The 25,448-nt window shown below is 52.6% G+C and carries 19 protein-coding genes and 1 tRNA gene; 18 read left to right on the forward strand and 2 right to left on the reverse strand.

Translation table 11 applies throughout. The features are described 5' to 3' along the window. From IE092_RS17960 to IE092_RS18020, 13 genes are all read left to right on the forward strand, one after another. Nucleotides 1–104, forward strand: a 104-nt coding sequence (locus IE092_RS17960) for an EF-Tu C-terminal domain-related protein (RefSeq protein WP_463322633.1), incomplete at its 5' end; no start/stop codon positions are given. Between the two features lie 63 nt (nt 105–167). Next, nucleotides 168–243, forward strand: a tRNA-Trp gene (locus IE092_RS17965). A gap of 36 nt (nt 244–279) precedes the next feature. Beyond that, complete coding sequence (gene secE, locus IE092_RS17970) at nt 280–663, forward strand: preprotein translocase subunit SecE (RefSeq protein WP_189358976.1); 384 nt, start codon at nt 280–282, stop codon at nt 661–663. Beyond that, the gene (gene nusG / locus IE092_RS17975) at nt 663–1,256 is read left to right on the forward strand and encodes a transcription termination/antitermination protein NusG (RefSeq protein WP_189358978.1); all 594 of its coding nucleotides are present in this window, start codon (nt 663–665) and stop codon (nt 1,254–1,256) included. The genes secE and nusG overlap by 1 nt, the downstream gene beginning before the upstream one ends. Nucleotides 1,257–1,362: 106 nt before the next feature. Further along, nucleotides 1,363–1,794, forward strand: coding sequence for a 50S ribosomal protein L11 (rplK, locus tag IE092_RS17980; protein ID WP_189358979.1), 432 nt, complete (start codon nt 1,363–1,365; stop codon nt 1,792–1,794). Then, nucleotides 1,794–2,486 carry a 50S ribosomal protein L1 gene (gene rplA, locus IE092_RS17985; RefSeq protein WP_189358981.1) on the forward strand — a complete coding sequence of 231 codons (693 nt, stop codon included), beginning with the start codon at nt 1,794–1,796 and terminating at the stop codon, nt 2,484–2,486. Before rplK ends, rplA begins: the two co-directional genes overlap by 1 nt. Before the next feature lie 268 nt (nt 2,487–2,754). Continuing rightward, complete coding sequence (gene rplJ, locus IE092_RS17990; protein WP_189358983.1) at nt 2,755–3,252, forward strand: 50S ribosomal protein L10; 498 nt, start codon at nt 2,755–2,757, stop codon at nt 3,250–3,252. 59 nt (nt 3,253–3,311) lie between these two features. Further along, nucleotides 3,312–3,683: a 50S ribosomal protein L7/L12 gene (gene rplL, locus IE092_RS17995; protein ID WP_189358985.1), complete on the forward strand. Its 372-nt coding sequence runs from the start codon at nt 3,312–3,314 to the stop codon at nt 3,681–3,683. 223 nt (nt 3,684–3,906) lie between these two features. Beyond that, nucleotides 3,907–8,013, forward strand: coding sequence for a DNA-directed RNA polymerase subunit beta (rpoB, locus tag IE092_RS18000; RefSeq protein WP_189358987.1), 4,107 nt, complete (start codon nt 3,907–3,909; stop codon nt 8,011–8,013). Between the two features lie 286 nt (nt 8,014–8,299). Next, nucleotides 8,300–12,532 carry a DNA-directed RNA polymerase subunit beta' gene (gene rpoC, locus IE092_RS18005; RefSeq protein WP_189358989.1) on the forward strand — a complete coding sequence of 1,411 codons (4,233 nt, stop codon included), beginning with the start codon at nt 8,300–8,302 and terminating at the stop codon, nt 12,530–12,532. A gap of 168 nt (nt 12,533–12,700) precedes the next feature. Next, nucleotides 12,701–13,510 (forward strand): biotin--[acetyl-CoA-carboxylase] ligase, encoded by an 810-nt coding sequence (locus IE092_RS18010; protein WP_229793256.1) that lies wholly within the window; start codon nt 12,701–12,703, stop codon nt 13,508–13,510. 9 nt (nt 13,511–13,519) lie between these two features. Further along, nucleotides 13,520–14,302: a type III pantothenate kinase gene (locus tag IE092_RS18015; protein ID WP_189358991.1), complete on the forward strand. Its 783-nt coding sequence runs from the start codon at nt 13,520–13,522 to the stop codon at nt 14,300–14,302. 5 nt (nt 14,303–14,307) lie between these two features. Next, nucleotides 14,308–15,120, forward strand: a complete 813-nt coding sequence (locus tag IE092_RS18020; protein ID WP_189358993.1) for an SPOR domain-containing protein — start codon at nt 14,308–14,310, stop codon at nt 15,118–15,120. A gap of 258 nt (nt 15,121–15,378) precedes the next feature. Here IE092_RS18020 and IE092_RS18025 read toward each other — a convergent pair whose 3' ends face one another. Continuing rightward, complete coding sequence (locus IE092_RS18025; protein ID WP_189358995.1) at nt 15,379–16,047, reverse strand: hypothetical protein; 669 nt, start codon at nt 16,045–16,047, stop codon at nt 15,379–15,381. Nucleotides 16,048–16,439: 392 nt separating this feature from the next. Next, entirely contained in the window at nt 16,440–18,578 is a 2,139-nt protein-coding gene (locus tag IE092_RS18030) for a S9 family peptidase (protein ID WP_229793257.1), read from the reverse strand. A 114-nt stretch (nt 18,579–18,692) separates the two neighbouring features. On the opposite strand from IE092_RS18030, the gene IE092_RS18035 reads away from it, so the two are divergent. The 5 genes from IE092_RS18035 to IE092_RS18055 all read left to right on the forward strand — a co-directional run bounded on the left by IE092_RS18035 (nt 18,693) and on the right by IE092_RS18055 (nt 25,356). Next, a complete protein-coding gene (locus IE092_RS18035; protein ID WP_189358996.1) occupies nt 18,693–19,193 on the forward strand; it encodes a hypothetical protein in 501 nt (166 codons plus the stop codon). A gap of 201 nt (nt 19,194–19,394) precedes the next feature. After that, the gene (locus IE092_RS18040; RefSeq protein ID WP_189358998.1) at nt 19,395–20,144 is read left to right on the forward strand and encodes an IclR family transcriptional regulator; all 750 of its coding nucleotides are present in this window, start codon (nt 19,395–19,397) and stop codon (nt 20,142–20,144) included. Nucleotides 20,145–20,153: 9 nt separating this feature from the next. Beyond that, the gene (gene hutG, locus IE092_RS18045; protein ID WP_189359000.1) at nt 20,154–20,969 is read left to right on the forward strand and encodes an N-formylglutamate deformylase; all 816 of its coding nucleotides are present in this window, start codon (nt 20,154–20,156) and stop codon (nt 20,967–20,969) included. A gap of 3 nt (nt 20,970–20,972) precedes the next feature. Beyond that, nucleotides 20,973–22,343, forward strand: a complete 1,371-nt coding sequence (locus IE092_RS18050) for a formimidoylglutamate deiminase (RefSeq protein ID WP_189359002.1) — start codon at nt 20,973–20,975, stop codon at nt 22,341–22,343. A 244-nt stretch (nt 22,344–22,587) separates the two neighbouring features. After that, nucleotides 22,588–25,356: a M16 family metallopeptidase gene (locus tag IE092_RS18055; RefSeq protein WP_189359005.1), complete on the forward strand. Its 2,769-nt coding sequence runs from the start codon at nt 22,588–22,590 to the stop codon at nt 25,354–25,356. Nucleotides 25,357–25,448 lie beyond the last annotated feature (92 nt).

Consider the following 25,448-nt stretch of genomic DNA (forward strand, 5'->3'; position numbering starts at 1 on the left):
TGAAACTGATTTCCCCGATCGCTATGGAAGAAGGTCTGCGTTTCGCGATCCGTGAAGGCGGTCGTACCGTTGGTGCGGGCGTTGTAGCGAAAATTATCGAGTAATATCGGTTATAATGTGGCGATCTGTTCTGATCGCCACATCAAGTCAAGTTGTTTCTCAGGTACAGGGGTGTAGCTCAATTGGCAGAGCGACGGTCTCCAAAACCGTAGGCTGGGGGTTCGATTCCCTCCGCCCCTGCCACCGTCTAGCCTGCGGCGCATCGAAAGTTTAAACAGTATGTCTAGTCAATCCGTTGAAACGGTGAGTACCTCCAATGACAAAGTAAAAGTCATTCTGGCGGTTGTTGCTGTTGTAGCTGGTATCGTTGGATTTTATCTGCTGGCAGGTCAGTCTGGCTGGATTCGTGCAGCTGCGCTGGTTGCAGGTCTCATCGTCGGTGGTGGTCTGATCGCGATCTCTGATCTTGGTGCAGGCATCATTGAATTCGGTAAAGAATCTGTACGCGAAACTAAAAAAGTAGTCTGGCCTTCTCGCAAAGAGGCGGGGCAAATTACTGCAGTAGTTTTTGGTTTTGTGTTGATTATGGCAATTTTCCTCTGGGGAACTGATAAGATCCTGGAGATTTTGTTGTATGACGTAATCCTCGGATGGAAAAAATAATGAGCGAAAACATTCAGGAAAACGAACAAGGTGCAGCGCCAGAGGTGTCTGTGCCTAAAAGTGCTAAAAAATGGTATGCAGTGCATGCCTATTCCGGTATGGAAAAAAGTGTTCAGCGTGCCTTGGTAGAGCGCATCGAACGCGCTGAAATGCAGGATAAATTTGGCCGCATTCTTGTTCCTACGGAAGAAGTGATTGAAGTGCGCAACGGGCGTAAGGCTGTGACTGAGCGCCGACTGTTCCCTAGTTATGTTTTCGTCGAAATGGAAATGACCGACGATACATGGCACTTGGTTAAAAACACAAGCAAAGTTACCGGTTTTATCGGTGGTAAAGCGAATAAGCCGTCACCGATTCCTCAGCACGAAGTAGATAAGATTTTGCAGCAAATGCAGGATGGTGTTGAGAAGCCAAGACCAAAAGTGCTGTACGAGGTTGGTGAGATCGTTCGTATCAAAGAAGGTCCATTCACTGATTTCAACGGCATGATTGAAGAAGTGAATTACGAAAAATCAAAAATCCGCGTTACTGTGACGATTTTTGGCCGTGCAACTCCAGTTGAGCTGGAGTTTGCTCAGGTAGAGAAGGTCTGATTCAGGCTTGTCAGTGCCTGGCGTAAGCTGAAACTGACAACAGCGAGGAGCCCGGTTTCAATTGCTGAGAAACAGGGCGTTAATACTCAATTTAACAGGAGCCAACATGGCAAAGAAAATTATTGGCTTTATCAAGCTGCAAGTGCCAGCAGGTAAAGCAAACCCATCCCCTCCAATCGGTCCAGCTCTGGGTCAACGTGGTCTGAACATCATGGAGTTCTGCAAAGCATTCAATGCACAGACTCAAGGTATGGAACCAGGCATGCCGATTCCGGTTGTGATCACCGCATTTGCAGACAAGTCTTTCACTTTCGTGATGAAGACTCCACCTGCAACATACATGATCAAAAAAGCTGCTGGTATTACTAAAGGTTCTCCGAAGCCGCACACTGATAAAGTAGGTAAGATCACTCGTGCGCAAGCTGAAGAAATCGCAAAAGTAAAAGCAAAAGATCTGACTGCAGCTGATATGGAAGCGGCTATCCGTACTATCGCTGGTTCTGCCCGTTCTATGGGTATCACGGTGGAGGGACTGTAATGGCTAAGTTGACTAAAAAAGCAAAAGCGCTGGCAGGTAAAATTGATCGTACAAAATCTTACGGTTTCGACGATGCAATCGCTCTGATCAAAGAATGCGCAACTGCGAAATTCAATGAGTCTATCGATGTTGCAGTTCAACTGGGTGTAGATCCTAAGAAATCTGACCAGGTTGTCCGTGGCGCGGTTGTTCTGCCTGCGGGTACAGGTAAATCTGTACGCGTTGCTGTATTTGCACAAGGTGCAAAAGCTGAAGAAGCGAAAGCAGCTGGTGCAGATATCGTAGGTATGGAAGATCTGGCTGAACGCGTTAAAGCCGGCGACATGCCATTCGACGTTGTGATCGCTGCCCCTGATACAATGCGTATCGTTGGTACTCTGGGTCAGGTTCTGGGTCCACGTGGCCTGATGCCTAATCCAAAAGTTGGTACAGTAACTCCAGACGTTGCTACTGCAGTTAAAAATGCAAAAGCTGGTCAGGTTCAGTACCGTACTGACAAAGCAGGTATCATTCACTCCACTATCGGCCGTAAATCGTTTAACGACGCGGACCTGAAGGCTAACCTGGTTGCTCTGATCGATGCTCTGAACAAAGCAAAACCTGCGTCTTCTAAAGGTGTGTACCTGCGTAAAGTCTCCCTGTCTTCCACGATGGGTGCAGGCGTACGTGTAGATCACGCAAACCTGGCGTAAAAAATTAAGCCCTGGCCGGAATCCGGTCAGGCGAATCTTTGGGCTGAGTGCGATAAGCACTCAGAGTGTCAAAGACCGTTGGGCTGAAAAATCAGTTAATTTTTTGGCGGTATGCAAAAACCCAGCGCAGATGGTGTACCCGAACAAGTTTTGTAGTGATTACTGGTTCGCCAGTGAAACTCCTAACTTCGGACGCCGTGTTCGAAACGATAGGCGAGCGATGCAGCATTCCGCTGCATGGTTCAAATATCATTAATGGAGGTTGACCGTGAGTCTCAATCTGAATGACAAAAAGGCTGTCGTCGCTGAAGTCTCTGCAAAAGTTGCAACTGCACAGACTATCGTCGTAGCTGAATACCGTGGCATCCAGGTCGGTCATTTGACGCAACTGCGTGCTAGCGCACGTGCTCAGGGCGTTTACATGCGCGTGTTGAAAAACACACTCGCACGTCGCGCTGTTGAGGGTACTGCATTCGAAAGCCTCGCTTCTGAAATGACCGGTCCGCTGATCTATGCGATCTCGGATGATGCTGTTGCTGCTGCAAAAGTTGTAAACGACTTTGCAAAAAGCAATGACAAACTGGTTGTTAAAGCAGGTAACTATGCAGGCAAATCGCTGGATAAAGCTGGTGTTGTTGCACTGGCAAGCATCCCAAGCCGCGAAGTACTGTTGGCGCAAGTTGTGGGCATGATGCAGGCACCTGTATCTGCATTCGCACGCGCTCTGGCAGCTGTGGCAGCGAAGAAAGAAGCAGAAGCTGCTTAATTGCAGTTTTTGTTTTCGTCAAATACCGTATCAATGTAATTAATTAATTGGAGTTTCAAATGGCAATTAGCAAAGACGATATCCTGGAAGCCGTAGGCGCGATGTCCGTAATGGATCTGAACGACCTGGTAAAAGCTTTCGAAGAAAAATTCGGCGTTTCCGCAGCAGCAGTTGCAGCTGGTCCTGCAGCAGCTGGTCCTGCAGCAGCAGCTGAAGAACAAACAGAATTCAACGTAATTCTGACCGAAGCTGGCTCCAACAAAGTTGGCGTAATTAAAGCAGTTCGCGAAATCACTGGTCTGGGCTTGAAAGAAGCTAAAGACCTGGTTGACGGCGCACCTAAAGCAGTTAAAGAAGGCATCGCTAAAGCTGACGCTGAAGCTGCTAAGAAAAAACTGGAAGATGCTGGCGCGAAAGCAGAGCTCAAGTAATTCCGTTTTACGGCAGATCTCCGGATCTGCCTGTGTCGAAGCAGGAATCCTCTTGAAAGAGAGGGTTCCTCTTTGGCATCTTTGGCGTTTGTATTGTTTTGTTTGAACCATTAAAATTTTGATAAGCCTGAAGGGCTGAGACTTGAGGTTTTTTGTCGCTGCAAGACACAAGGCGTCAGGAATCCTGAATTCTCCATCCTTCCTTGTCACTCACGGAGTGTCCATGCACTACTCATTTACTGAGAAGAAGCGTATTCGTAAATCGTTTGCGAAACGCGCCAACGTTCACAACGTACCGTTCCTGCTGGCGACTCAAATCGAGTCCTACAAAAACTTCCTGCAAGAAGACAGAGCTTTTGCAGAAAGAAAAAATGAAGGTTTGCAGTCTGCCTTCACATCGATTTTCCCTATCGTTTCTCACAACGGCTTTGCTCGCCTGGAGTTCTTGTCCTATGTTCTGGGTGATCCGGCATTTGACGTTAAAGAATGTCAGTTGCGTGGCCTGACTTTTGCAGCGCCTCTGCGTGCAAAAGTACGTCTGGTTATTCTGGATAAAGAATCGCCGACCAAGCCAGTGATTAAAGAAATGAAAGAGCAGGAAGTCTACATGGGCGAATTGCCTTTGATGACGACCACCGGCTCGTTTGTGATTAACGGTACCGAACGCGTTATTGTTTCCCAGTTACACCGTTCTCCTGGCGTGTTCTTTGAACATGACCGTGGTAAGACACATTCATCAGGAAAGCTGCTGTTCTCGGCACGTATTATTCCCTACCGTGGATCCTGGCTGGATTTCGAGTTTGATCCGAAGGATATTCTGTACTTCCGTATCGACCGTCGTCGTAAGATGCCGGTAACGATTCTGCTTCGTGCTATTGGCATGAATAATGAGCAGATTCTGGCTAACTTCTTTAACTTCGATAATTTCAGTCTGCACAGCGAAGGTGCGGAAATGGAATTCGTCGCTGAGCGTCTGCGCGGTGAAGTTGCCCGTTTCGATATTACTGATAAGTCCGGTAAGGTTATCGTTGCGAAAGACAAGCGTATCAACGCTAAACACGTACGTGAAATTGAGGCAGGTGGAGTTAAGCACATTTCCGTACCGGAAGAGTATCTGCTCGGCCGCGTACTGGCGAAGAACATCGTCGACCCTGATACAGGCGAAGTTGTAGCAAGTGCTAACGATGAGCTGACAGAAGAATTGCTGAGCAGTCTGCGTCGTGCAGGCATTCGCGATATTCAGACACTGTACACAAATGATCTGGATCAGGGTGCATATATCTCCCAGACACTGCGTATGGACGATACAGCCGACCAGATGGCTGCCCGTGTTGCGATTTACCGCATGATGCGCCCAGGCGAACCGCCGACAGAAGAATCTGTTGAAGCGCTGTTCAATGGCTTGTTCTACAGTGAAGACCGTTACGATTTGTCTGCAGTCGGTCGTATGAAGTTCAACCGCCGTATCGGTCGTGATGAACTGACCGGCGCAATGACATTGTCCAACGAAGATATTCTGGCAGTGATCAAGATCCTGGTGGAACTGCGTAATGGTCGCGGCGAAGTCGACGATATCGACCATCTGGGTAACCGTCGTGTGCGTTGCGTTGGTGAGCTGGCTGAGAACCAGTTCCGTGCAGGTCTGGTACGTGTTGAACGTGCAGTGAAAGAGCGTCTGGGTCAGGCTGAATCTGACAATCTGATGCCTCACGATCTGATCAACTCCAAACCAATTTCTGCGGCAATCCGCGAATTCTTTGGTTCTTCGCAGTTGTCGCAGTTTATGGATCAGACTAACCCATTGTCTGAAATTACGCATAAACGTCGTATTTCCGCGCTGGGTCCTGGTGGTCTGACACGTGAACGTGCCGGCTTCGAAGTACGTGACGTTCATCCGACACACTACGGTCGCGTATGTCCGATTGAAACACCAGAAGGTCCGAACATTGGTCTGATCAACTCGCTGGCGTTGTATTCCCGTCTGAATGAGTATGGTTTCCTGGAAACACCATACCGTAAAGTGATCGACAAGAAGATTACCAATCAGATCGAATACCTGTCTGCGATTGAAGAAGGTCGTTATGTGATCGCTCAGGCGAATGCGACGATCGATGCAGAAGGTACGCTGATCGACGAACTGGTTTCTTCCCGTCAGGCTGGTGAAACGATTCTGGTTTCTCCGGAACGTGTTCAGTACATGGACGTTGCGACCGGTCAGGTGGTTTCTGTAGCGGCATCGCTGATTCCGTTCCTTGAACACGATGATGCGAACCGTGCGTTGATGGGTGCCAACATGCAACGTCAGGCAGTTCCTTGTCTGCGTCCTGAAAAAGCATTTGTCGGTACAGGTATCGAACGTACTGTTGCAGTTGACTCCGGTACAACCGTACAGGCATTGCGTGGCGGTAAAGTAGATTACGTTGATGCGGGCCGTATCGTGATTCGTGTTAATGATGAAGAAGCACAGGCTGGTGAAGTCGGTGTGGATATCTACAACCTGATCAAATACACACGTTCCAATCAGAACACCAACATCAACCAGCGTCCTATCGTAAAAGTCGGTGACGTGGTTGCGAAGGGTGACGTTCTGGCTGACGGCGCTTCGACCGATCTGGGCGAGCTGGCGCTGGGTCAGAATATGCTGGTCGCGTTTATGCCATGGAACGGCTACAACTTCGAGGATTCGATCCTGATTTCGGAAAAAGTGGTTTCGGATGACCGTTACACTTCTATCCATATCGAAGAACTGTCCGTTGTTGCACGTGATACTAAGCTGGGCCCTGAAGAAATTACCCGTGATATTTCCAACCTGGCTGAAAATCAGCTGGCACGTCTGGATGAATCCGGTATCGTTTATATCGGTGCAGAAGTTTCCGCCGGCGATACACTGGTTGGTAAAGTAACACCAAAAGGTGAAACTCAGCTGACACCGGAAGAAAAACTGCTGCGTGCAATTTTCGGTGAAAAGGCTTCTGACGTAAAAGATACATCTCTGCGCGTACCATCCGGTATGGTAGGTACTGTAATTGATGTTCAGGTATTCACCCGCGAAGGTATCCAGCGCGACAAACGTGCGCAGCAAATTATCGACGACGAACTGAAACGTTACCGTCTCGATCTGAATGACCAGCTGCGTATTGTGGAAGGCGATGCGTTTGAGCGTCTGGAGCGTATGCTCGAGAGCAAAATTGCTGACGGTGGCCCGAATAAGCTGGCTAAAGGCAGCAAGATCACTCGCGAATACCTGGCAAGCATCGATAAATATCAGTGGTTCGACATCCGTCTGGCGTCAGACGAAGCTGCGAACGCACTGGTTGCAATGAAAGATTCGATTGCTGAGAAGCGTCACCAGTTCGATCTGGCGTTCGAAGAAAAACGTACCAAACTGACACAGGGCGACGAATTGCCGCCGGGCGTACAGAAGATGGTGAAAGTTTACCTCGCGGTAAAACGCCGTCTGCAGCCAGGTGACAAGATGGCGGGTCGTCACGGTAATAAGGGTGTGGTTTCCCGCATCGTTCCGATCGAAGACATGCCATACATGGCTGATGGTACGCCGGCAGATATCGTTCTGAATCCGCTGGGTGTTCCATCCCGTATGAACGTGGGTCAGGTTCTGGAAGTGCATCTGGGCTGGGCGGCAAAAGGTCTGGGTCTGCGTATCGGCGAAATGCTGAAAGCAAAAGCACAGGCTGATGAGCTGCGTGGCTTCCTGGGCAAGATTTATAACGAGTCCGGCAAGAAAGAAGATCTGGAAGGCCTGACTGACGGTGAAGTGCTGGAACTGGCGAACAACCTGAAAAACGGTGTGCCGTTCGCAACACCGGTGTTCGACGGTGCGCATGAATCGGAAATCCGTCGTATGCTGAATCTGGCTTACCCTGATCACATTGCTGCCCATCTGGGTATGAATGAGACCAAAAACCAGGTCACACTGTACGATGGACGTACCGGTGAAGCATTTGAACGTCGCGTAACCGTCGGTTACATGCATGTTCTCAAGCTGCATCACTTAGTTGATGATAAAATGCATGCCCGCTCGACCGGTCCTTACTCTCTGGTCACGCAGCAACCACTCGGCGGTAAAGCGCAGTTTGGTGGTCAGCGTTTCGGTGAGATGGAGGTTTGGGCACTGGAAGCATACGGCGCATCTTATGTATTGCAAGAGATGCTGACCGTGAAGTCAGATGACGTGAACGGCCGTACTAAGGTTTATGAAAACCTGGTAAAAGGTGATCACGTGATCGATGCAGGTATGCCGGAATCGTTCAACGTTCTGGTCAAAGAGATTCGTTCTCTGGGTATCGATATCGATCTGGAACGTGACTGATCAGCGAATTCGCTGTGAGCGCTTGCTTACTGACAAGCGCTCACCAGTCGCTGAAGTAACAGAATTTGCAGTATCTCAGTAATTGACTATGCCCGAACGTGTTTCGGGCTTTAGTCGTTTAATTATCAGCAGTTTGGAAGTGGCTTTTCGTTCCCGGTATCCGCGGAACCCGCGTGCAGCATGCACCCCGGGCTCTCCCGCTGATGCGAACAGGGTCAGCGACGAATGCACACTTGCAGCATCTTCAGCCACCGGGCGCCACAGGCGCTTTAATGGAGTGACATCAATGAAAGCTCTGCTCGATTTATTCAAGCAAGTCCAGCCTAACGAACAGTTCGACGCGATCAAAATTGGTCTGGCGTCACCGGACAAAATCCGTTCCTGGTCGTATGGTGAGGTCAAAAAACCGGAAACCATCAACTACCGTACATTCAAACCGGAGCGTGACGGTCTGTTCTGCGCCAAAATTTTTGGCCCGATCAAAGACTACGAATGCCTGTGCGGTAAGTACAAGCGTCTGAAACACCGTGGTGTGATCTGTGAAAAATGCGGCGTTGAAGTAACGCTGGCAAAAGTACGTCGTGAGCGTATGGGCCATATTGAACTGGCTTCTCCGACTGCACACATCTGGTTCCTGAAATCCCTGCCATCCCGTCTGGGTATGGTTCTGGACATGACACTGCGCGATATCGAGCGCGTTCTGTACTTTGAAGCATATGTTGTGACCGATCCGGGCATGACGCCGCTGAAAAAATGCCAGATCATGTCGGAAGACGATTTCGCTGCAAAATACGAAGAATACGGTGATGAATTCACTGCGTTTATGGGTGCAGAAGGTATCCGTGAACTGCTGCGTTCTATCGACATCGACCGCGAAGTCGAAGCACTGCGTACTGAGCTGAAAGAGTCCAAGTCTGAAGCCAAGATCAAGAAATACGCAAAGCGTCTGAAAGTTCTGGAAGCATTCCAGCGTTCTGGCATCAAGCCTGACTGGATGATTATGGAAGTTCTGCCGGTACTGCCGCCGGAACTGCGTCCGCTGGTTCCGCTGGATGGTGGCCGTTTCGCGACTTCCGATCTGAACGATCTGTACCGCCGCGTGATTAACCGTAATAATCGTCTGAAGCGCCTGATGGAACTGCGCGCTCCGGAAATCATTACCCGCAACGAAAAACGTATGCTGCAGGAAGCGGTTGACTCCCTGCTGGATAACGGCCGTCGTGGTAAGGCGATGACAGGTGCGAACAAGCGTCCGCTGAAATCGCTGGCTGAAATGATCAAAGGTAAAGGCGGTCGTTTCCGTCAGAACTTGCTGGGTAAACGTGTTGACTACTCCGGCCGTTCCGTTATCGTGGTTGGTCCTCAGCTGAAACTGCATCAGTGCGGTCTGCCAAAACTGATGGCGCTGGAACTGTTCAAACCATTCATCTTCAATAAACTGGAACTGATGGGTCTGGCAACGACCATCAAAGCAGCGAAGAAACTGGTTGAACAACAAGAGCCAGTGGTCTGGGATATTCTGGAAGAAGTGATCCGCGAACATCCGATCATGCTGAACCGTGCGCCTACGCTGCACCGTCTGGGTATTCAGGCGTTTGAACCGGTTCTGATCGAAGGTAAAGCGATCCAGCTGCATCCGCTGGTCTGTGCTGCATTCAATGCGGACTTTGACGGTGACCAGATGGCGGTCCACGTTCCTCTGTCTGTCGAAGCACAGATGGAAGCACGTACACTGATGCTGGCATCGAACAACATTCTGTTCCCATCCAACGGCGAACCATCCATCGTTCCTTCTCAGGATATCGTTCTGGGTCTGTACTACGCGACCCGTGAACGTATCGCTGGTAAAGGCGAAGGCATGATGTTCCCTGACGTGTCCGAAGCGATCCGTGCATGGGAAAACAAAGAAGTTGAGCTGACCACACGTATTACTGTGCGTATCACGGAATATCCGAAAGATGCCGCAACCGGTGAATTCGTTAAAACGATCAAACGTTACGAAACCACCGTTGGCCGTGCCATCCTGTCGGAAATTCTGCCGAAAGGTCTGCCATTCAGCGTACTGAACCGTCCGCTGAAGAAAAAAGAAATCTCCCGTCTGATCGACACTTCCTTCCGTAAGTGCGGTCTGCGTGCAACAGTTGTGTTTGCTGACCAGCTGATGCAATCCGGTTTCCGCCTGGCGACCCGTGCAGGTATTTCTATCTGTATCGACGACATGCTGATTCCGCCGCAAAAAGTGGATCTGGTAGCAAAAGCTGAACAGGAAGTGAAACAGATCGAGCAGCAATATGCTTCCGGTCTGGTAACTGCCGGCGAACGCTACAACAAAGTGGTTGATATCTGGGGTAAAACCGGTGACGAAGTCGGTAAAGCGATGATGGAACAGCTGAAAGTTGAGCCAGTCGTGAAACGTGACGGCACCAACTCCACACAGGAATCCTTCAACTCGATTTACATGATGGCCGACTCCGGTGCGCGTGGTTCTGCAGCACAGATTCGTCAGCTGGCAGGTATGCGTGGTCTGATGGCAAAACCTGACGGCTCCATTATTGAAACACCGATTACCGCGAACTTCCGTGAAGGTCTGAACGTTCTGCAGTACTTTATTTCCACTCACGGTGCGCGTAAAGGTCTGGCAGATACGGCGCTGAAAACAGCGAACTCCGGTTACCTGACACGTCGTCTGGTTGACGTTACACAGGATCTGGTTGTTACCGAAGACGATTGCGGCACAAGCAATGGTTCCGCGATGAAAGCCATCGTTGAAGGCGGTGAAGTTAACGTTCCGCTGCGCGAACTGATTCTGGGTCGTGTGACTGCAAACGAAGTCGTGAATCCTGAAACACAGGAAACCCTGTTCCATCCTGGCACACTGCTGGATGAAGCTGCTGTCGAGAAGATCGAAGCACTGGGTATCGACGAAGTGAAAGTCCGCACACCACTGTCCTGCGAAACCCGTTATGGTCTGTGCGCGAAGTGCTACGGCCGTGATCTGGGCCGCGGTTCTCTGGTGAACTCCGGTGAAGCAGTCGGTGTTATCGCTGCGCAGTCGATCGGTGAACCGGGTACACAGCTGACCATGCGTACGTTCCACATTGGTGGTGCGGCGTCCCGTGCAGCGATTGCATCTTCCGTTGAAGCAAAATCCAACGGTACCGTGCGTTTCACAGCAACCATGCGTTATGTGACGAACGGCAAAGGCGATCAGATCGTGATTTCCCGTTCCGGTGAAGTGCTGATCACTGACGATCTGGGCCGTGAGCGTGAACGTCATAAAGTGCCTTACGGTGCGACACTGCTGGTGAAAGACGGTAACGTGATCAAAGCCGGTACACCACTGGCAACATGGGATCCGCTGACACGTCCGATCATCACTGAGTACACCGGTACTGTGAAGTTCGAAAACGTCGAAGAAGGCGTAACCGTTGCGAAACAGGTTGACGAGGTAACAGGTCTGTCCACACTGGTCGTTATCGATCCGAAACGCCGTGGCGCAGCAGGTAAATCTGTACGTCCGCAAGTGAAACTGCTGAACGAATTCGGTCAGGAAGTGAAAATTGCCGGTACAGAACACGCTGTAACGATCGGCTTCCAGGTTGGCGCGCTGATTACCGTGAAAGACGGTCAGCACGTTTCCGTGGGTGAAGTTCTGGCGCGTATCCCGACTGAATCGCAAAAAACCCGTGATATTACCGGTGGTCTCCCACGTGTTGCGGAACTGTTCGAAGCCCGTTCTCCGAAAGATGCCGGTATGCTGGCAGAGGTGACAGGTACGGTTGCGTTTGGTAAAGAAACCAAAGGTAAACAACGTCTGGAAATCACCGACATGGACGGTCAGAAACATGAGTTCCTGATCACCAAAGATAAACAGGTTCTGGTGCATGACGGCCAGGTGGTGAACAAGGGTGAAATGATTGTGGACGGCCCGGCTGATCCGCAAGACATCCTGCGCCTGCTGGGTATCGAAGCGCTGGCACGTTATATCGTTGACGAAGTGCAGGACGTTTACCGCTTGCAGGGCGTTAAGATCAATGACAAACACATCGAAGTGATCGTGCGTCAGATGCTGCGCCGTGTTGTGGTTGTGAACCCTGGCGATACGAACTACATCGTTGGTGAACAGGTTGAACGTTCTGAATTGCTGGATGAAAACGATCGCGTTAACAAGATCGACGGTATTCCTGCAACTTATGAAAACATCCTGCTGGGTATTACCAAAGCGTCTCTGTCGACAGATTCCTTCATCTCCGCAGCGTCGTTCCAGGAAACTACCCGTGTTCTGACCGAAGCAGCGATCATGGGCAAAAAAGACGGTCTGCGTGGTCTGAAAGAAAACGTCATTGTTGGTCGTCTGATCCCTGCAGGTACCGGTCTGGCATTCCACCGCGCCCGCAAGCTGAAAGAAGGCTGGGAAGCGGATGAGCGTCAGGCATTGCTGGAAGCTGAACGCGCATCAGTGGCTGTTGAAACTGCAGAGTTCGCAGCACCTGATATCGCAGAAGGCGGCGAAGCCTGATCTGGCAGTATGCTGATCTGAAAACGGCACCGGAGAATTTTCCGGTGCCGTTTTTTTATGGATTTTTACAAAAGTGAGAAACAGGAATAGCGCGTTTAGTGCGTGTATCGCGATTCACAGCATCTTTGCTGATGCAAACGCTGCGCGTAAGCTGCGGCATTCCTGAATATGATGATGAGCAATACAGGAAATTCGCAATTATTGAATGCACAGGCGATTGCCGGCTGGCGTGATGCCTTCGGCGTGCTGGCTGACGTGGAAGTGGTGCAGGAAACCGGTTCCACCAATACTGATCTGATGCAGCGACTCGCAACGCTGGAGCGCCCGCTGCTGCTGGTGGCAGAACGCCAGACCGCAGGTCGCGGTCGTGCCGGTCGCAGCTGGCTGTCGGTGCCGGGCGGAGTGCTGACTTTTTCGCTGGCGTGGAAACTGCCGCAGTCCGGTGCGCAACTAATGGGCTTGCCGCTGGTGATTGGTCTGGCAGTCGCCGAAACCCTGAAAGGGCTGGCGGTGCCGGTCGGGCTGAAATGGCCGAATGACATCTGGCGCGATGGCAAAAAAATGGGGGGTATCCTCGTCGAGTCCGCACCGGCAGCGGGTGGCGGCACATGGATAGTCGGGGGTATCGGTTTAAATCTGCTGGTGCCGGAAGCACTGGAAGCGACCCTCGGTGTGCAGGTGGCGGATGCGCCATGGCTGGCGCAAATGGACAGAAATCAGTTACTCGGCACCTTGCTGAATGCACTGGCGCGTTTGCTGGAACAGTTTGCGATCAGCGGTTTTGCCCCGTTTGCTGCACGCTGGAATGCCTTGCATGTGTTTGAAGGACAAATGGTGCAGATCCAGGATCAGGGCAAAGTCTTGATGGAAGGGCAGGCGCTGGGCGTCGATGAAGAAGGCTATCTGTTGCTGAACACGCCTGCCGGTGTGCGCAGGGTGGTCAGTGGCGATGTATCATTGCGCCCGGTTAAGGAATAGGAAATCAACATGCTGCTTTTGATTGATGCCGGTAACACCCGCGTGAAATGGGCGCTGCCCGATGAGCAGGCTGCGCCGGAAACGCGCCTGTCGGCATGGCTGCGCATGGAATCGCTGGCGCATGATGCACTCGATAGCGCGCTTGCTGAATGGCAGCATTTGCCGGTCAGCCGCGTGCTGATCTCGAATGTTGCCGGTGACGCTTTGCAGCAAGCGATAGAGCAGCGTCTGGCGCAGGCATTTCCGGCGCTTAAGTCCGTGCGTTTCCGTTCCGCTGCCTGCGTCGCCGGTATGGAAAATCATTACCGGTTTCCAGAGCGGCTGGGATCAGACCGTTTTGCCACCGCAATCGGCGCGCGTGCACTGTTTCCGCAGCAAGAGTTACTGATCGCCACTTGTGGCACTGCCACCACGGTGGATATCGTCAGCAGCGCCGGTCATTTTGAAGGCGGCATGATTTTGCCCGGCCTGAAACTGATGGCGGAATCGCTGGCAAAACAAACCGCGCAATTGCCGCAAGTCGCAGAAAGCATACAAGTCAGCCAGCCATTCGCGGATAATACCGATCAGGCCATTGTCAGCGGCTGCATTCATGCCCAGACCGGTGCGATTCTGCAAGCGCTACAGGCACGCGAACAGCAAACCGGCAAACCGGTGCGCTGCCTGATTTCCGGCGGGGCAGCGCCTTACCTGTTGCCGCATTTGCAGGGTCGCGCCGAAGCGATCCCGTCGCTGGTCTTGACGGGCTTGCGGGTCGTGGCACAATCCCATCCGGAACTCTTTCAACAATAATATTTATGTTGCGATTTTTATTTTGGGTACTGGTAGCAGCAAACGCTGGTCTGGCCGCTTTTCAGATGGGCTGGCTGGGTCACTGGACGCTCGACACCCGCGAGCCTGAGCGCCTGAAACAACAACACCATGTGAACCTGCTGAAACAGGTTGCGGCCAGCGCCGCTACTGCACCGGCTGCCGACGGTGCAGACGCGGATGCTGCTAAAACGGAAGGCGAAGGCGAGAAAAAAGCTGATGCCAAAGCTGATGCTAAATCGGACGCTAAACCGGACGCTAAACCGGACGCGAAGGCAGATGCTAAGCCCGAAGCCAAAGCCGAGAAAAAGCCTGAACCGATCGCCTGTATGGAAATCGGCAATTTTCAGCAAACTGATCTGGCAAAGGTGGAAGAGAAATTACGCACGCTTGGTCTCGGCGATCGCCAGAGCCGTGTGAACATTAATGAAACCGCGACCCACATGGTGTACATCCCGTCGCAGGGCAGCAAAGAAGGTGCGGATAAAAAAGTCGGCGAGCTGAAACGCATCGGCGTTGGCGATTACTTTGTGATTCAGGATCAGAGCGCGCTGAAATGGGGCATTTCGCTTGGCGTATTTAAAACCGAAGAAGCCGCCAAACAGCATTTAGCGCAGCTGAACAACAAAGGCGTGCGCACCGCCCGTATCATGCCGCGCGCCGTCAGCTCCACCCGTTTCGCCTTCCAGTTCCGTCAGGTCACCGCGGATGAACAGGCCAAATGGGAAAGCATCAAAGCCAGCCTGCCTGCCTTTGACACCCGCAGCTGTCAGGACAATAAAACCACCCGTCAGCAGTAAAATTTCAGCCTGATCTGCACGAAAGCCCGTTGCCAGCGCAACGGGCTTTTTTTACGGGCGTTACCAGCCACAGTTTGTATTGCCTGCCGCTGTGCCACCACGGTCTCGCCAGACCTCAGAAAGTGCCTCAAAACCCCTCAAATGCGGTGTTCAGCACAGCACCCCCGCTGTCGTCGGCAGAAAGTCCGGGCTTGCGGAAATGGGGAATGCGGATAACTGCACAGCGCCCGACTGCGGCACTGCCGCGATACCTGCAGTTTACGGACGGGCGGCGGCCGGTTCCTGTTCGTAGCGCCTGTCAAAGATCGCAAAATTTTGCAGCGGAAATACCGGATACGGATGCTGATGTATGTCTGTACGGAGGACTTTTGCGCGACGGAATTCACGGGTGATATGTTTGCCGCTGAGGAAGTTGCGTGAAACTTCGGTTCCCGGTTCAATTTGCTGCTGCGGGCCACACGCCGGTTCACTGGTATCCAGTCCGGTTACCCGCCACTCACCGCGTATCAGCGCAAAGCGGTACACCGACACATACACGCCGCAGGCACTGCGCGCATTCACCTGCAGCGAAAATCGCTGATTTCCGTGGCTTTCCACAATCTCAATATCGGTACGGGCGCTGGGATCAGAAAAATCGAAAGTGGCAGAGCGCAGAATTTCCTGCATACGCCCGTCATCGTGCAAATCCAGCACAAACAGCAGCGCCTGCCGCTCCGCCGGATTCTTACCATGCACAATCCCGGCGATGCGCTGGCGTTGCCTGCCCTCAGGCTGGCTGGCGTAGTGCAGCACGCTGTCCGGCAACAGTTGCGCAGCATAGTTTTGCAGCAGATGACCGGTATCCGCCGCCCCGCTGTGCGCAGCGCAACACCAGAGCAATGCTGACAGGCTTGTGCGCAGCAATGCGCGTTGCAGGAAAGGGAACACGGGCAACCTCACAAAAATCGTCAGAAAGTGAACAGATCAGGGCAGCACTTATCTTAACCGTTCCGCCAGCGCGGCAAGTGTTTCGATTGCTGAGGCAGGAAAAAATCCAACGGCAGCGCGTGCTCCGGATACCAGCTCCACAGATCTGAGGATGGCTCTGAAATCCACCCAAAAACACCTCAAATGCGGTGTTCAGCACAGCACCCCCGCTGTCGTCGGCAGAAAGTCCGGGCTTGCGGAAATGGCGGATGCGGATAGCGGCATAGTTGCGTGTGGGTTGCGCTGCTGCGGACGACAATGCCGGTGAAAACACAGTTGCAGTGCTGAACGAAAAAAAGCCCGGAACCAGTCCGGGCTTTTTTGTCAGGCACACAAAGAATGAAGGCAGGTGCTTATTCTTTGATGCCCCACTGATCCAGCATCCATGCGAAATTGAATGCGGTTTCTTTCAGCGCGTCGTAGCGGCCGGAAGCACCGCCGTGACCGGCGTCCATATTCATTTTCAGCAGCAGCGGATTGTTGTCCGTTTTCAGGGTACGCAGTTTGGCGACATATTTGGCCGGTTCCCAGTACATCACCTGACTATCGTTCAGACCGGTGGTGACCAGCATTGCCGGATAAGCTTTTTTCTCCAGATTGTCGTAAGGCGAATAGCTGCGCATGTAGTCGTACGCGGCTTTTTCGTTCGGATTACCCCATTCCAGATACTCACCTGTGGTCAGCGGCAGGCTGGCGTCCATCATGGTGTTCATCACGTCCACAAACGGTACGGCGGCGTGGACGGCTTTGAACAGATCCGGACGCATATTGGTGACGGCACCCATCAGCAAACCACCGGCGCTGCCGCCTTCAATGATCAGGCGGTCGCGGCTGGTCCAGCCGTTTTTGGTCAGATATTCGGCCACGTCGATGAAGTCATAGAACGTATTTTTCTTTTTCATCAGCATGCCGTCGTCATGCCAGTGTTCACCCATTTCAGTACCGCCACGGATGTGGGCCTGCACATAGATCACGCCGCGATCCAGCAGACTGAGTCTGGCCAGCGAGAACGATGGTTCCATCGAAATGCCGTAGCTGCCATAGGCGTACAGCAGCAGCGGTGCTTTGCCGTTCAGTTCCACGCCTTTTTTCATGACAGCCCAGGCCGGTACACGCACGCCATCGCGCGCTGTCACCCAGATGCGGCGGGCTTCGTAGCGGCTGGCGTCATAGCCACCCAGCACTTCCTGCTGCTTCAGGACTTTGCGCTGACCGCTTGCCAGATCAACTTCCATCACCGTGGATGGTGTGACCGGCGACTGGTAATTGATACGCATGGTGCCGGAGCGGTATTCCGGTGTGCCAGTGTTCATCGCCAGATAGACCTGATCGTCAAACGCGATGGTTTTCCAGCTCTTTTTCGCAAAATCGTAAATGCGGATGCGGTTCAGTGCCTGCGATTTTTCTGCCACAGCCAGATAGTGTTCAAACACTTCATAGCCGGTGATTAAGCCATCGTTCTGATGTTCTGCAATCGTGGTCCAGTGTGCTTCATCCGGTGTGGCAACCGGCGCAGACACCAAGCGGAAATTGCGTGCATTGCGGTTGGTGCGGATCAGGAACTGACCATTGTGCGAATCGGTATCGTAGCGGTGACCGGTTTGACGACCGAGAACGGAGCGCATTGCTGTCGTTGGTTTATCGGCCGGAATCGCCCAGTCTTCGGTGGTATCGGTACTTTGTGCATGCACGATCACAAATGCGCGGTCTTTGGTAGTGCCGACTTCCAGTGCGAATTGTTCTACCGGTTCGTAATACACTTGCTCAGGCTGGCTGCCCAGTTTCAGGCGGAATAAGCGGTCAGAACGTTTGGTGACCGGATCTTCCTGTGTATAAAACAGGGTTTGATTGTCTGCCGCCCAGGCCACGCTGGTCACGCGCTCAACTGAGTCGCTGAGCACTTTGCCACTGCGCAAATCTTTCACCTGCAGACGGAACTGGCGGTAGCCGGTGTAATCCACCCAGTAAGCAATCAGATTCGCATCCGGACTTATCTTCGTACCGCCCATGCCCATGAATTTCTGACCTTCTGCCAGCGCATTACCATCCAGCATAATTTCTTCTTTGGCATTTACATCATCCTGACCATTGGCAGCAGCAGGACGGCGGCAGAAAAACGGATACTGCTTACCGGCTTCAAACCGGTTGTAGTAATAGTAGTTGCCGCGACGTACCGGCACCGATAAGTCGGTTTCTTTCATGCGCGCACGGGTTTCCTGAAACAGCTTATCGGCCAGCGGTTTCACATGGGCAGTCATTGCATCGGTGTAAGCGTTTTCTGCTTTCAGATAGTCGATGACTTTCGGGTCTTCTTTTTTATGCAGCCAGCGGTAAGGATCGGTCACAGTTTCGCCGTGACGGACTTCCTGCCACTGACTGGTTGCAGCGACCGGCGGTTTAATGCTGTCGGTGTTGGAAGCGGCCATACTGACTCCTCCCTGCAGACTCATCAGGCTGACGAATCCTGCGATGGATAAATGTCGGATTTTCATATTTTTCTCGTGGAAAGGATTGGATCGCCGCCAGCGCGGCACTACAATGGACTGCTATTTGTACAACTAGTTCCGGCAATCCTGTGCCCGGAATCATGATCAGGAGAAATAAACATGCAAAAAGCACTGATGCTGCTGGCAGGCTGGCTGTTATCCGCCACTATGGCGCACGCTGACGACAATAAAGCCCAGTGCGATCTCGGCAAAGGCAGTTATATGACCGCCACCGTGATAAAAGGCCCGAAATTCACATCCGGCAAATTTCTGAAAGGCGTTGAACTGTCGCACACCCATCTGAAAGTGAAGCCGGATGGCAGCAACGATATTTACGATGTGGCGATTGATAATGTGTTCGCTCAGGGCTACGAAAAAAACAGTAAGCAAGTGCCGGAATCGCTGGCGCAAATCCGCACCGGCGACAAGCTCGCGCTGTGCGGTCAGCTGTACGACGATGGCAGCAAAGGCATCCACTGGGTACACACCAATTGCGGCGCAACCCCGACACCGCAAAAGCCGAACGGCTTTATCAAAATCATCGAAAGCGATGGCAGCAGCGATAATTTTGAAAACGTCACAACCTATTGCGATTTGTGGGGTAAGCAGCGCAAACGCTGATTTTCTTTTTGCCGGTACGCACTCAGAAAAGCAGGCGCAGGCCTGCTTTTTTATTGCCTTACTGCTGTATGTACATCGCCCGGCTGCGTTGAAAAATTCGGGAAAAATCCTTGTCAATTACCGAATTTCGGGAAAATAAGCTTGTTGCCTGACAGCGGCTTGACTAGCATGTGCTGACTTGTGGTCTTTATGTGATGTGTGATGTCAGATTCTCCTACCGAACGAGCTTTGCAATTGCTGGCCTTACTGGCACGCGCTGCGGAGCCCATGTCTGCCAGGGCGATGGCGGAAGCGCTGGAATTGCCGCTGAGTACGGCTTACCGCCATTTGCAGGTGTTAAAAAAATGGGACTGGGTGCAGGAACATGCACGCACCGGCCTGTATGAACCGGGGCCGATGTCGGTGCAGCTGGCGCATGGCTTTGATCAGCATTCGTGGTTAATGCAGGCAGCGCGGCCGGAGCTGGAAGCCTTGTCTGCGCGTACCGGTGAAAGTGCCGGTCTGCTGTGTTATCTGCACGGGCATATTGTGTGTCTGGATCTGGTTGAAAGTCAGCATGCGCTGCGCTGCAGCTTTGTGAAGGGCGTGGCACGATCCACGGTGCGCGGCGCATCGGCCAAAGCCTTGCTGGCACATTTGCCGGAAGCGCTGGTGCAGCCTTTGCTGGCAGAGGCGCTGGCTGAAAGCGGCAGTCTTGCAGCAGATGACAGCGTTGCGTCATTCATGAACGGTTTACAGCAAATCCGCGAACGCGGTTATGCCGTCAGCGAACATGAAGTGGATCAGGGTGTCTGGGGCGTCAGTGCGCCTGTGCTGCTGCCACGTGCGCAACTGATTGCGACGGTGTCGCTGATGGCGCCTTCGCAGCGCGCCGGTAAGCACATCACAGAATGGATACAACAGACTTGTCTCGCCGCTGACCGCATACGGCAGCGCTTACTTCACCGATAAGGAAACATCATGTCCGAAGTGTTTACTTTCCGCGCCGGAACGGTGCCTTTACTGATTTCCATGCCGCATGTCGGTACACAGATTGCCGCTGAAGTGCAGCAGCAATTATTGCCGGAAGCGACGGTGCTGGCAGATACCGACTGGCATTTGCCGTCGCTGTACAACATGGCAGAAGCGCTGGGTGCATCGCTGCTGGTCGCGCAGCAATCGCGCTATGTGATTGATTTAAACCGCGCACCGGATAATGCGAATCTGTATCCGGGACAAGATACAACAGGTTTGTGTCCGGTTGATACCTTTCATAAGCAAGCCCTGTATGCAGAAGGCAAACAGCCGGACGCGCAGGAAATTGATAGTCGTATCAACACTTACTGGCAACCGTATCATCAGCAACTGCAAAGCGAATTGCAACGTTTAAAACAGCAGTTCGGCACTGTGGTGCTATGGGACGCCCATTCGATTGCCTCCGTTGTGCCACGCTTTTTTGAAGGCAAACTGCCGGATCTGAATTTTGGTACGGCAGACGGAAAATCCTGCGATGCCGGATTATCCGCAGCGCTGTCCGGCGTGCTGCAAACTTCGGTGCACGCACAGCCATATTCGCATGTGTTTAACGGCCGCTTCAAAGGTGGTTATATCACCCGTCAGTATGGTCTGCCGCAGCAGAATATTCATGCGATACAACTGGAAATGGCGCAATGCGTGTATATGAACGAAGCCGCGCCGTTTGCTTATCTGCCGGAAAAAGCTGCGCAGGTACAACCCTTATTGCAGGAGTTGTTGCAGGCTTGTGTGAACTGGGCGCAGGCGCAACAGAAAGGCTGAGCTATGTCTGAAAAAAATACTTTATACGCAAAGCAGGCTTATCTGCTGCAGGGCTGGACGGAGAGCGTACGTTTGCACTGGGATGCAAACGGCACGCTGACGCAGCTGGAAACCGGTGTGGTGCAACAAGCCGGTGAAGCCAGTGCCGAACTGGTGCTGCCGGGTATTACCAATCTGCATTCGCATGCATTTCAGCGCGCGATGGCAGGGCTGACCGAAGTAGCGGGCGACAGCAAAGACAGTTTCTGGACCTGGCGGGAACTGATGTACCGCTATGCGCTGCAATTGCGTCCGGACCAGCTGGAAGCCATTGCTGCGCAACTGTATATGGAGTGCCTGCGTCACGGCTATACCGGTGTATGTGAATTCCACTATTTACATCGTGCACCTTCCGGTGACTGGTATAACAATCCGGCGGAAATGTCGGAACGCTTGCTGGCGGCGGCGGACAGCGCCGGTATCGCGATCACGATGCTGCCGGTGCTGTACAGTTATGCCGATTTTCTGGAGCAGCCTTTGCGCGAGGATCAGCGCCGCTTCCGTACCGACGAAGACAGCATTCTGGAGCTGATTACCCGGCTGGAGCGTTTCCGCTCCGCGCAAGTCGAAGTCGGCGTGGCACCGCATTCGTTGCGTGCCACCACCACTGCGCAGATAGGCCGTGTGCTGGCAGCCATGCCGGCGGATCGGCCGGTGCATATTCATATTGCGGAACAGATGCGCGAAGTGGATGCCTGTATCGCCGCTCACGGCAAGCGTCCGGTGGCTTTGCTGACCGGTGATCTGGCGATTGATAGTCGCTGGTGTCTGGTCCATGCAACGCATCTGGATGCATCAGAAGTGACGGCGATTGCGCAGTCCGGTGCGGTTGCCGGTATTTGCACCACCACGGAAGGTAATCTGGGCGATGGTTTCTTCCCGCTGCCGGAATATCTGGCACAGGGCGGACGCTTCGGTGTTGGTAGCGACAGTCATGTCTCGCAAAGTCCGGTGGAAGAGTTGCGCTGGCTGGAATACGGGCAGCGTCTGCGGTTGCAGGGCCGCAATATTGCGCACAGTGCCGAGCAGAAGCGGGTCGGCGATTTCCTGTGGCAACAGGCGCTGGCCGGTGGCGCACAAGCCAGTGGCCGCCGCACCGGCCAGTTACAGCCCGGTTATCAGGCGGATATCGTAGTGCTGGATACAGAACATCCGAATCTGGCCGATTTGCCGGTGCAGCAAGTGCTGAATACCTGGTTGCTGGCAGGTAATGATAATCTGGTGCGCGATGTGTATGCCGGCGGACACAAAGTGGTATCAGAGGGTCGCCATGTCCGTCAGGAGTTGATTCAGCGCAATTACCGTGATTGTATGCGCGCCTTACGCACTGCCTGAAGCTACCGGAGGGCTTATGCGGTAATCTGCATTCCTGATTACCGGTGCGTGCTGAAACTAAACGATTGTTTAATGGTCTCACAGCCTGTGATGTTGCATCACAGGCTGTTTTTTTGTGTCATAACAGCGAAAAAATGTATGAAGTTACTTTTTTTGCTATATTGCCTGACGCCGCAATCCCGGTGTGGTGTGCAGCAAACACGCTGCAGACTTCAAAATTTTTACAGAAAGAACTGGATACACCATGAAATTGAAACCCGTTTGCTTTGCACTTGCGCTGGCATTCAGCGCCGTTTCTGCAATGCCGGCTCTGGCTGCTGCGCCAAAAGCGTCTGCAGCTGCAGCGGCGACTGCCGCAACTTCCGTGGAAGGGATCACTGAATACCGTCTGGCGAATGGTTTGCGCGTGCTGCTGGCACCGGATGCATCCAAGCCGACTACCACAGTCAACATCACCTATCTCGTCGGTTCCCGCCACGAAAGCTACGGTGAAACCGGTATGGCTCACTTGCTGGAGCACATGGTGTTTAAAGGCACCAAAGCGCGCGGCAACATCATGCAGGAACTGAGCAAACGCGGTATGCAGTTCAACGGTACTACTTTCTACGACCGTACCAACTATTACGAAACTTTCCCGGCTTCTGACGACAATCTGCAATGGGCGCTGGAAATGGAAGCGGACCGTATGGTCAATTCCCGTATCGCCCGCAGCGATCTGGATACCGAGTTTTCCGTTGTGCGTAACGAAATGGAAATCGGTGAAAACAATGCTTTCCGCGTACTGTGGAAACAGCTGGCCGCCGTCACATTTGACTGGCATAACTACGGCCACAACACCATCGGCGCGAAAGCCGACGTGGAAGGTGTGAAGATCGAGAACCTGCAAGCGTTCTATCGCAAATACTATCAGCCGGATAATGCTGTGCTGATGGTGGCAGGTAAGTTCGATGTGAAGAAAACGCTGGAACTGATCGAAAAGAATTTCGGCAAACTGGCAAAACCGACTCGCCAGCTGGAAAAAACCTGGACCCGCGAAGCACCGCGTGACGGCGTACGTGAAGTGACTGTACGCCGCGTGACTGACCAGCAAATGGCAGCGGTGCTGTACCCGACTTCCGCAGGCAGCCATCCGGATGCAGCGGCGATTGCGGCGGTCAGCCATGTGATCGGTAATGCACCGAACGGCCGTCTGCATAAAAAACTGGTCGACAGCAAAATGGCAGTGGGCGTTGGCGAAATGCCGTTCAATCTGGCTGAGCCGGGCTATGCCATGTATCTGGCCGTGCTGAGCAAAGATCAGAGTATGGATCAGGCTAAAAAAGTGCTGATCGAAACGGTGGAAGGTTTTGCGAAACAACCAGTGACTGAAGAAGAACTGAAACTGGCAAAAACCTCGCTGCTGAACGATATTGAAAAAACCATCAATGATCCGCAAAAACTGTGCGTTGCGATGTCTGAATCGATCGCGCTGGGCGACTGGCGTATGTTCTTCATCGAACGTGACCGTATCGAAGCCCTGAAACTGGACGACGTACAACGCGTTGCGCTGAATTACTTTAAAGAAGATAACCGCAGCTTTGGTCAGTACATTCCGGTGGCAAAACCTGAACGCGCTGAAATTCCGGATACACCGGACGTGGCTAAACTGGTGGAAGGCTACAAAGGCCGTGCGGCTGTTGCTGCCGGTGAAACCTTCGATACCAGCACTGCTAACATCGACAAGCGTACTGAAAACACCAAACTGGCAAACGGCGCAAAAGTCAGCCTGCTGAGTAAGAAAAACCGTGGCGAAACCGTCAGCGGCGCAGTGACTCTGCATCTGGGTACTGAGCAAAGTCTGATGAATCAGTCCGTGAATATGGATGTCGCGATTGATATGCTGATGCGCGGTGCGGGCAAATACAGCCGTTCCGAGATCGCCAGCCGTCTGGAAGAACTGAAAGCCAAACTCAGTGTTTCCCACAGCGGTCAGAATGTGAATATTTCGTTTGAGACCGTGCGTGCAAATCTGCCGCAACTGATCGAACTGATGTCCGATGTGCTGCGTCGTCCGACTTTCCCGCAAGCTGAATTCGACACACTGCAAAAAGAAAATCTGGCAGCGATTGAAGCGCAGCGTAACGAGCCGCAAGCCGTTGCGATGAATGCACTGAAACGCCTGAGCAATACCGGTTATCAACCGGGCGATATCCGTTACGATTACTCGCTGGAAGAATCGCTGAAACTGTACAGCGTGGCTAAACTGGAAGATGCGAAAAACTTCTACCAGCAATTCCTCGGTGCAGATAATGCAGAATTCTCCATCGTTGGTGACTTCGATAACGCACAGGTGAAAGAAGCGCTGAACAAAGCCTTCGGCGACTGGAAAGCGAAACAAGCGTATCAGCGCGTTCCGCTGCTGAAAGCACAGGCAAAAGCCAGCAACGAAACTTTTGAAACACCGGATAAAGCGAATGCAATGTACCTGGCAGTGCTGCCACTGGCGATCAGCGACAATACTGCCGAAGTACCGGCACTGAAAGTAGCGAACCAGATCCTGGGTGAAGGCATTAAATCCCGTCTGTTTAACCGTCTGCGTCAGAAAGACGGTATCAGCTACGGCGCAGGCAGCCAGCTGGCAGTTAACTCGCAAGATCCGGCATCGCGCTTACTGGTGTACGCAATGTTTGCACCGCAAAATCTGGACAAGCTGAAAACCGGCGTGAAAGAAGAGCTGGAGCGCTTTGTGAAAGACGGTATCACTGCGGAAGAACTGGATGAAGCGAAAAAAGCGATCCAGCAGGAAACCAAAGTGATTCGTGCACAGGACAAAGTTCTGGCTAACTACCTGCGCAGCAATGCGAATCTGGGTCGTACCATGAAATGGCACGAAGAGCGTGACGGTAAGCTGCAGGCAGTAACACTGGATCAGGTGAATGCTGTGATCCGCAGCATGATCAAGCCTGAACTGCTGTCCCATGTGTACGCCGGTGATTTCGCCGGTGCTGCGAAAAAAGCGGCTGCACCGAAGTAATCTGCTGATGTTTTTGTTTTCAGGTGGCAGTCAGTCTGCCTGAAAACCTGAGGCACGCAGCAAAAGGTATCTTCTGATACCAGCCCAAACCG

Origin of the sequence: Cognatundibacterium squillarum (assembly GCF_014652435.1) — a bacterium.
Lineage (GTDB): Bacteria > Pseudomonadota > Gammaproteobacteria > Burkholderiales > Burkholderiaceae_D > Undibacterium > Undibacterium squillarum.

Excerpts from the sequence above, each read along its gene's own strand:
- IE092_RS18030 (WP_229793257.1), bottom strand. The coding sequence starts at position 18,578 with ATGAAAATCCGACATTTATCCATCGCAGGATTCGTCAGCCTGATGAGT.
- nusG (WP_189358978.1), top strand. The coding sequence starts at position 663 with ATGAGCGAAAACATTCAGGAAAACGAACAAGGTGCAGCGCCAGAGGTG.
- rpoB (WP_189358987.1), top strand. The coding sequence starts at position 3,907 with ATGCACTACTCATTTACTGAGAAGAAGCGTATTCGTAAATCGTTTGCG.
- IE092_RS18050 (WP_189359002.1), top strand. The coding sequence starts at position 20,973 with ATGTCTGAAAAAAATACTTTATACGCAAAGCAGGCTTATCTGCTGCAG.
- hutG (WP_189359000.1), top strand. The coding sequence starts at position 20,154 with ATGTCCGAAGTGTTTACTTTCCGCGCCGGAACGGTGCCTTTACTGATT.
- rpoC (WP_189358989.1), top strand. The coding sequence starts at position 8,300 with ATGAAAGCTCTGCTCGATTTATTCAAGCAAGTCCAGCCTAACGAACAG.
- rplA (WP_189358981.1), top strand. The coding sequence starts at position 1,794 with ATGGCTAAGTTGACTAAAAAAGCAAAAGCGCTGGCAGGTAAAATTGAT.
- rplK (WP_189358979.1), top strand. The coding sequence starts at position 1,363 with ATGGCAAAGAAAATTATTGGCTTTATCAAGCTGCAAGTGCCAGCAGGT.
- IE092_RS18015 (WP_189358991.1), top strand. The coding sequence starts at position 13,520 with ATGCTGCTTTTGATTGATGCCGGTAACACCCGCGTGAAATGGGCGCTG.
- IE092_RS18040 (WP_189358998.1), top strand. The coding sequence starts at position 19,395 with ATGTCAGATTCTCCTACCGAACGAGCTTTGCAATTGCTGGCCTTACTG.
- IE092_RS18020 (WP_189358993.1), top strand. The coding sequence starts at position 14,308 with ATGTTGCGATTTTTATTTTGGGTACTGGTAGCAGCAAACGCTGGTCTG.
- IE092_RS18055 (WP_189359005.1), top strand. The coding sequence starts at position 22,588 with ATGAAATTGAAACCCGTTTGCTTTGCACTTGCGCTGGCATTCAGCGCC.
- IE092_RS18035 (WP_189358996.1), top strand. The coding sequence starts at position 18,693 with ATGCAAAAAGCACTGATGCTGCTGGCAGGCTGGCTGTTATCCGCCACT.
- IE092_RS18010 (WP_229793256.1), top strand. The coding sequence starts at position 12,701 with ATGATGATGAGCAATACAGGAAATTCGCAATTATTGAATGCACAGGCG.
- rplL (WP_189358985.1), top strand. The coding sequence starts at position 3,312 with ATGGCAATTAGCAAAGACGATATCCTGGAAGCCGTAGGCGCGATGTCC.
- secE (WP_189358976.1), top strand. The coding sequence starts at position 280 with ATGTCTAGTCAATCCGTTGAAACGGTGAGTACCTCCAATGACAAAGTA.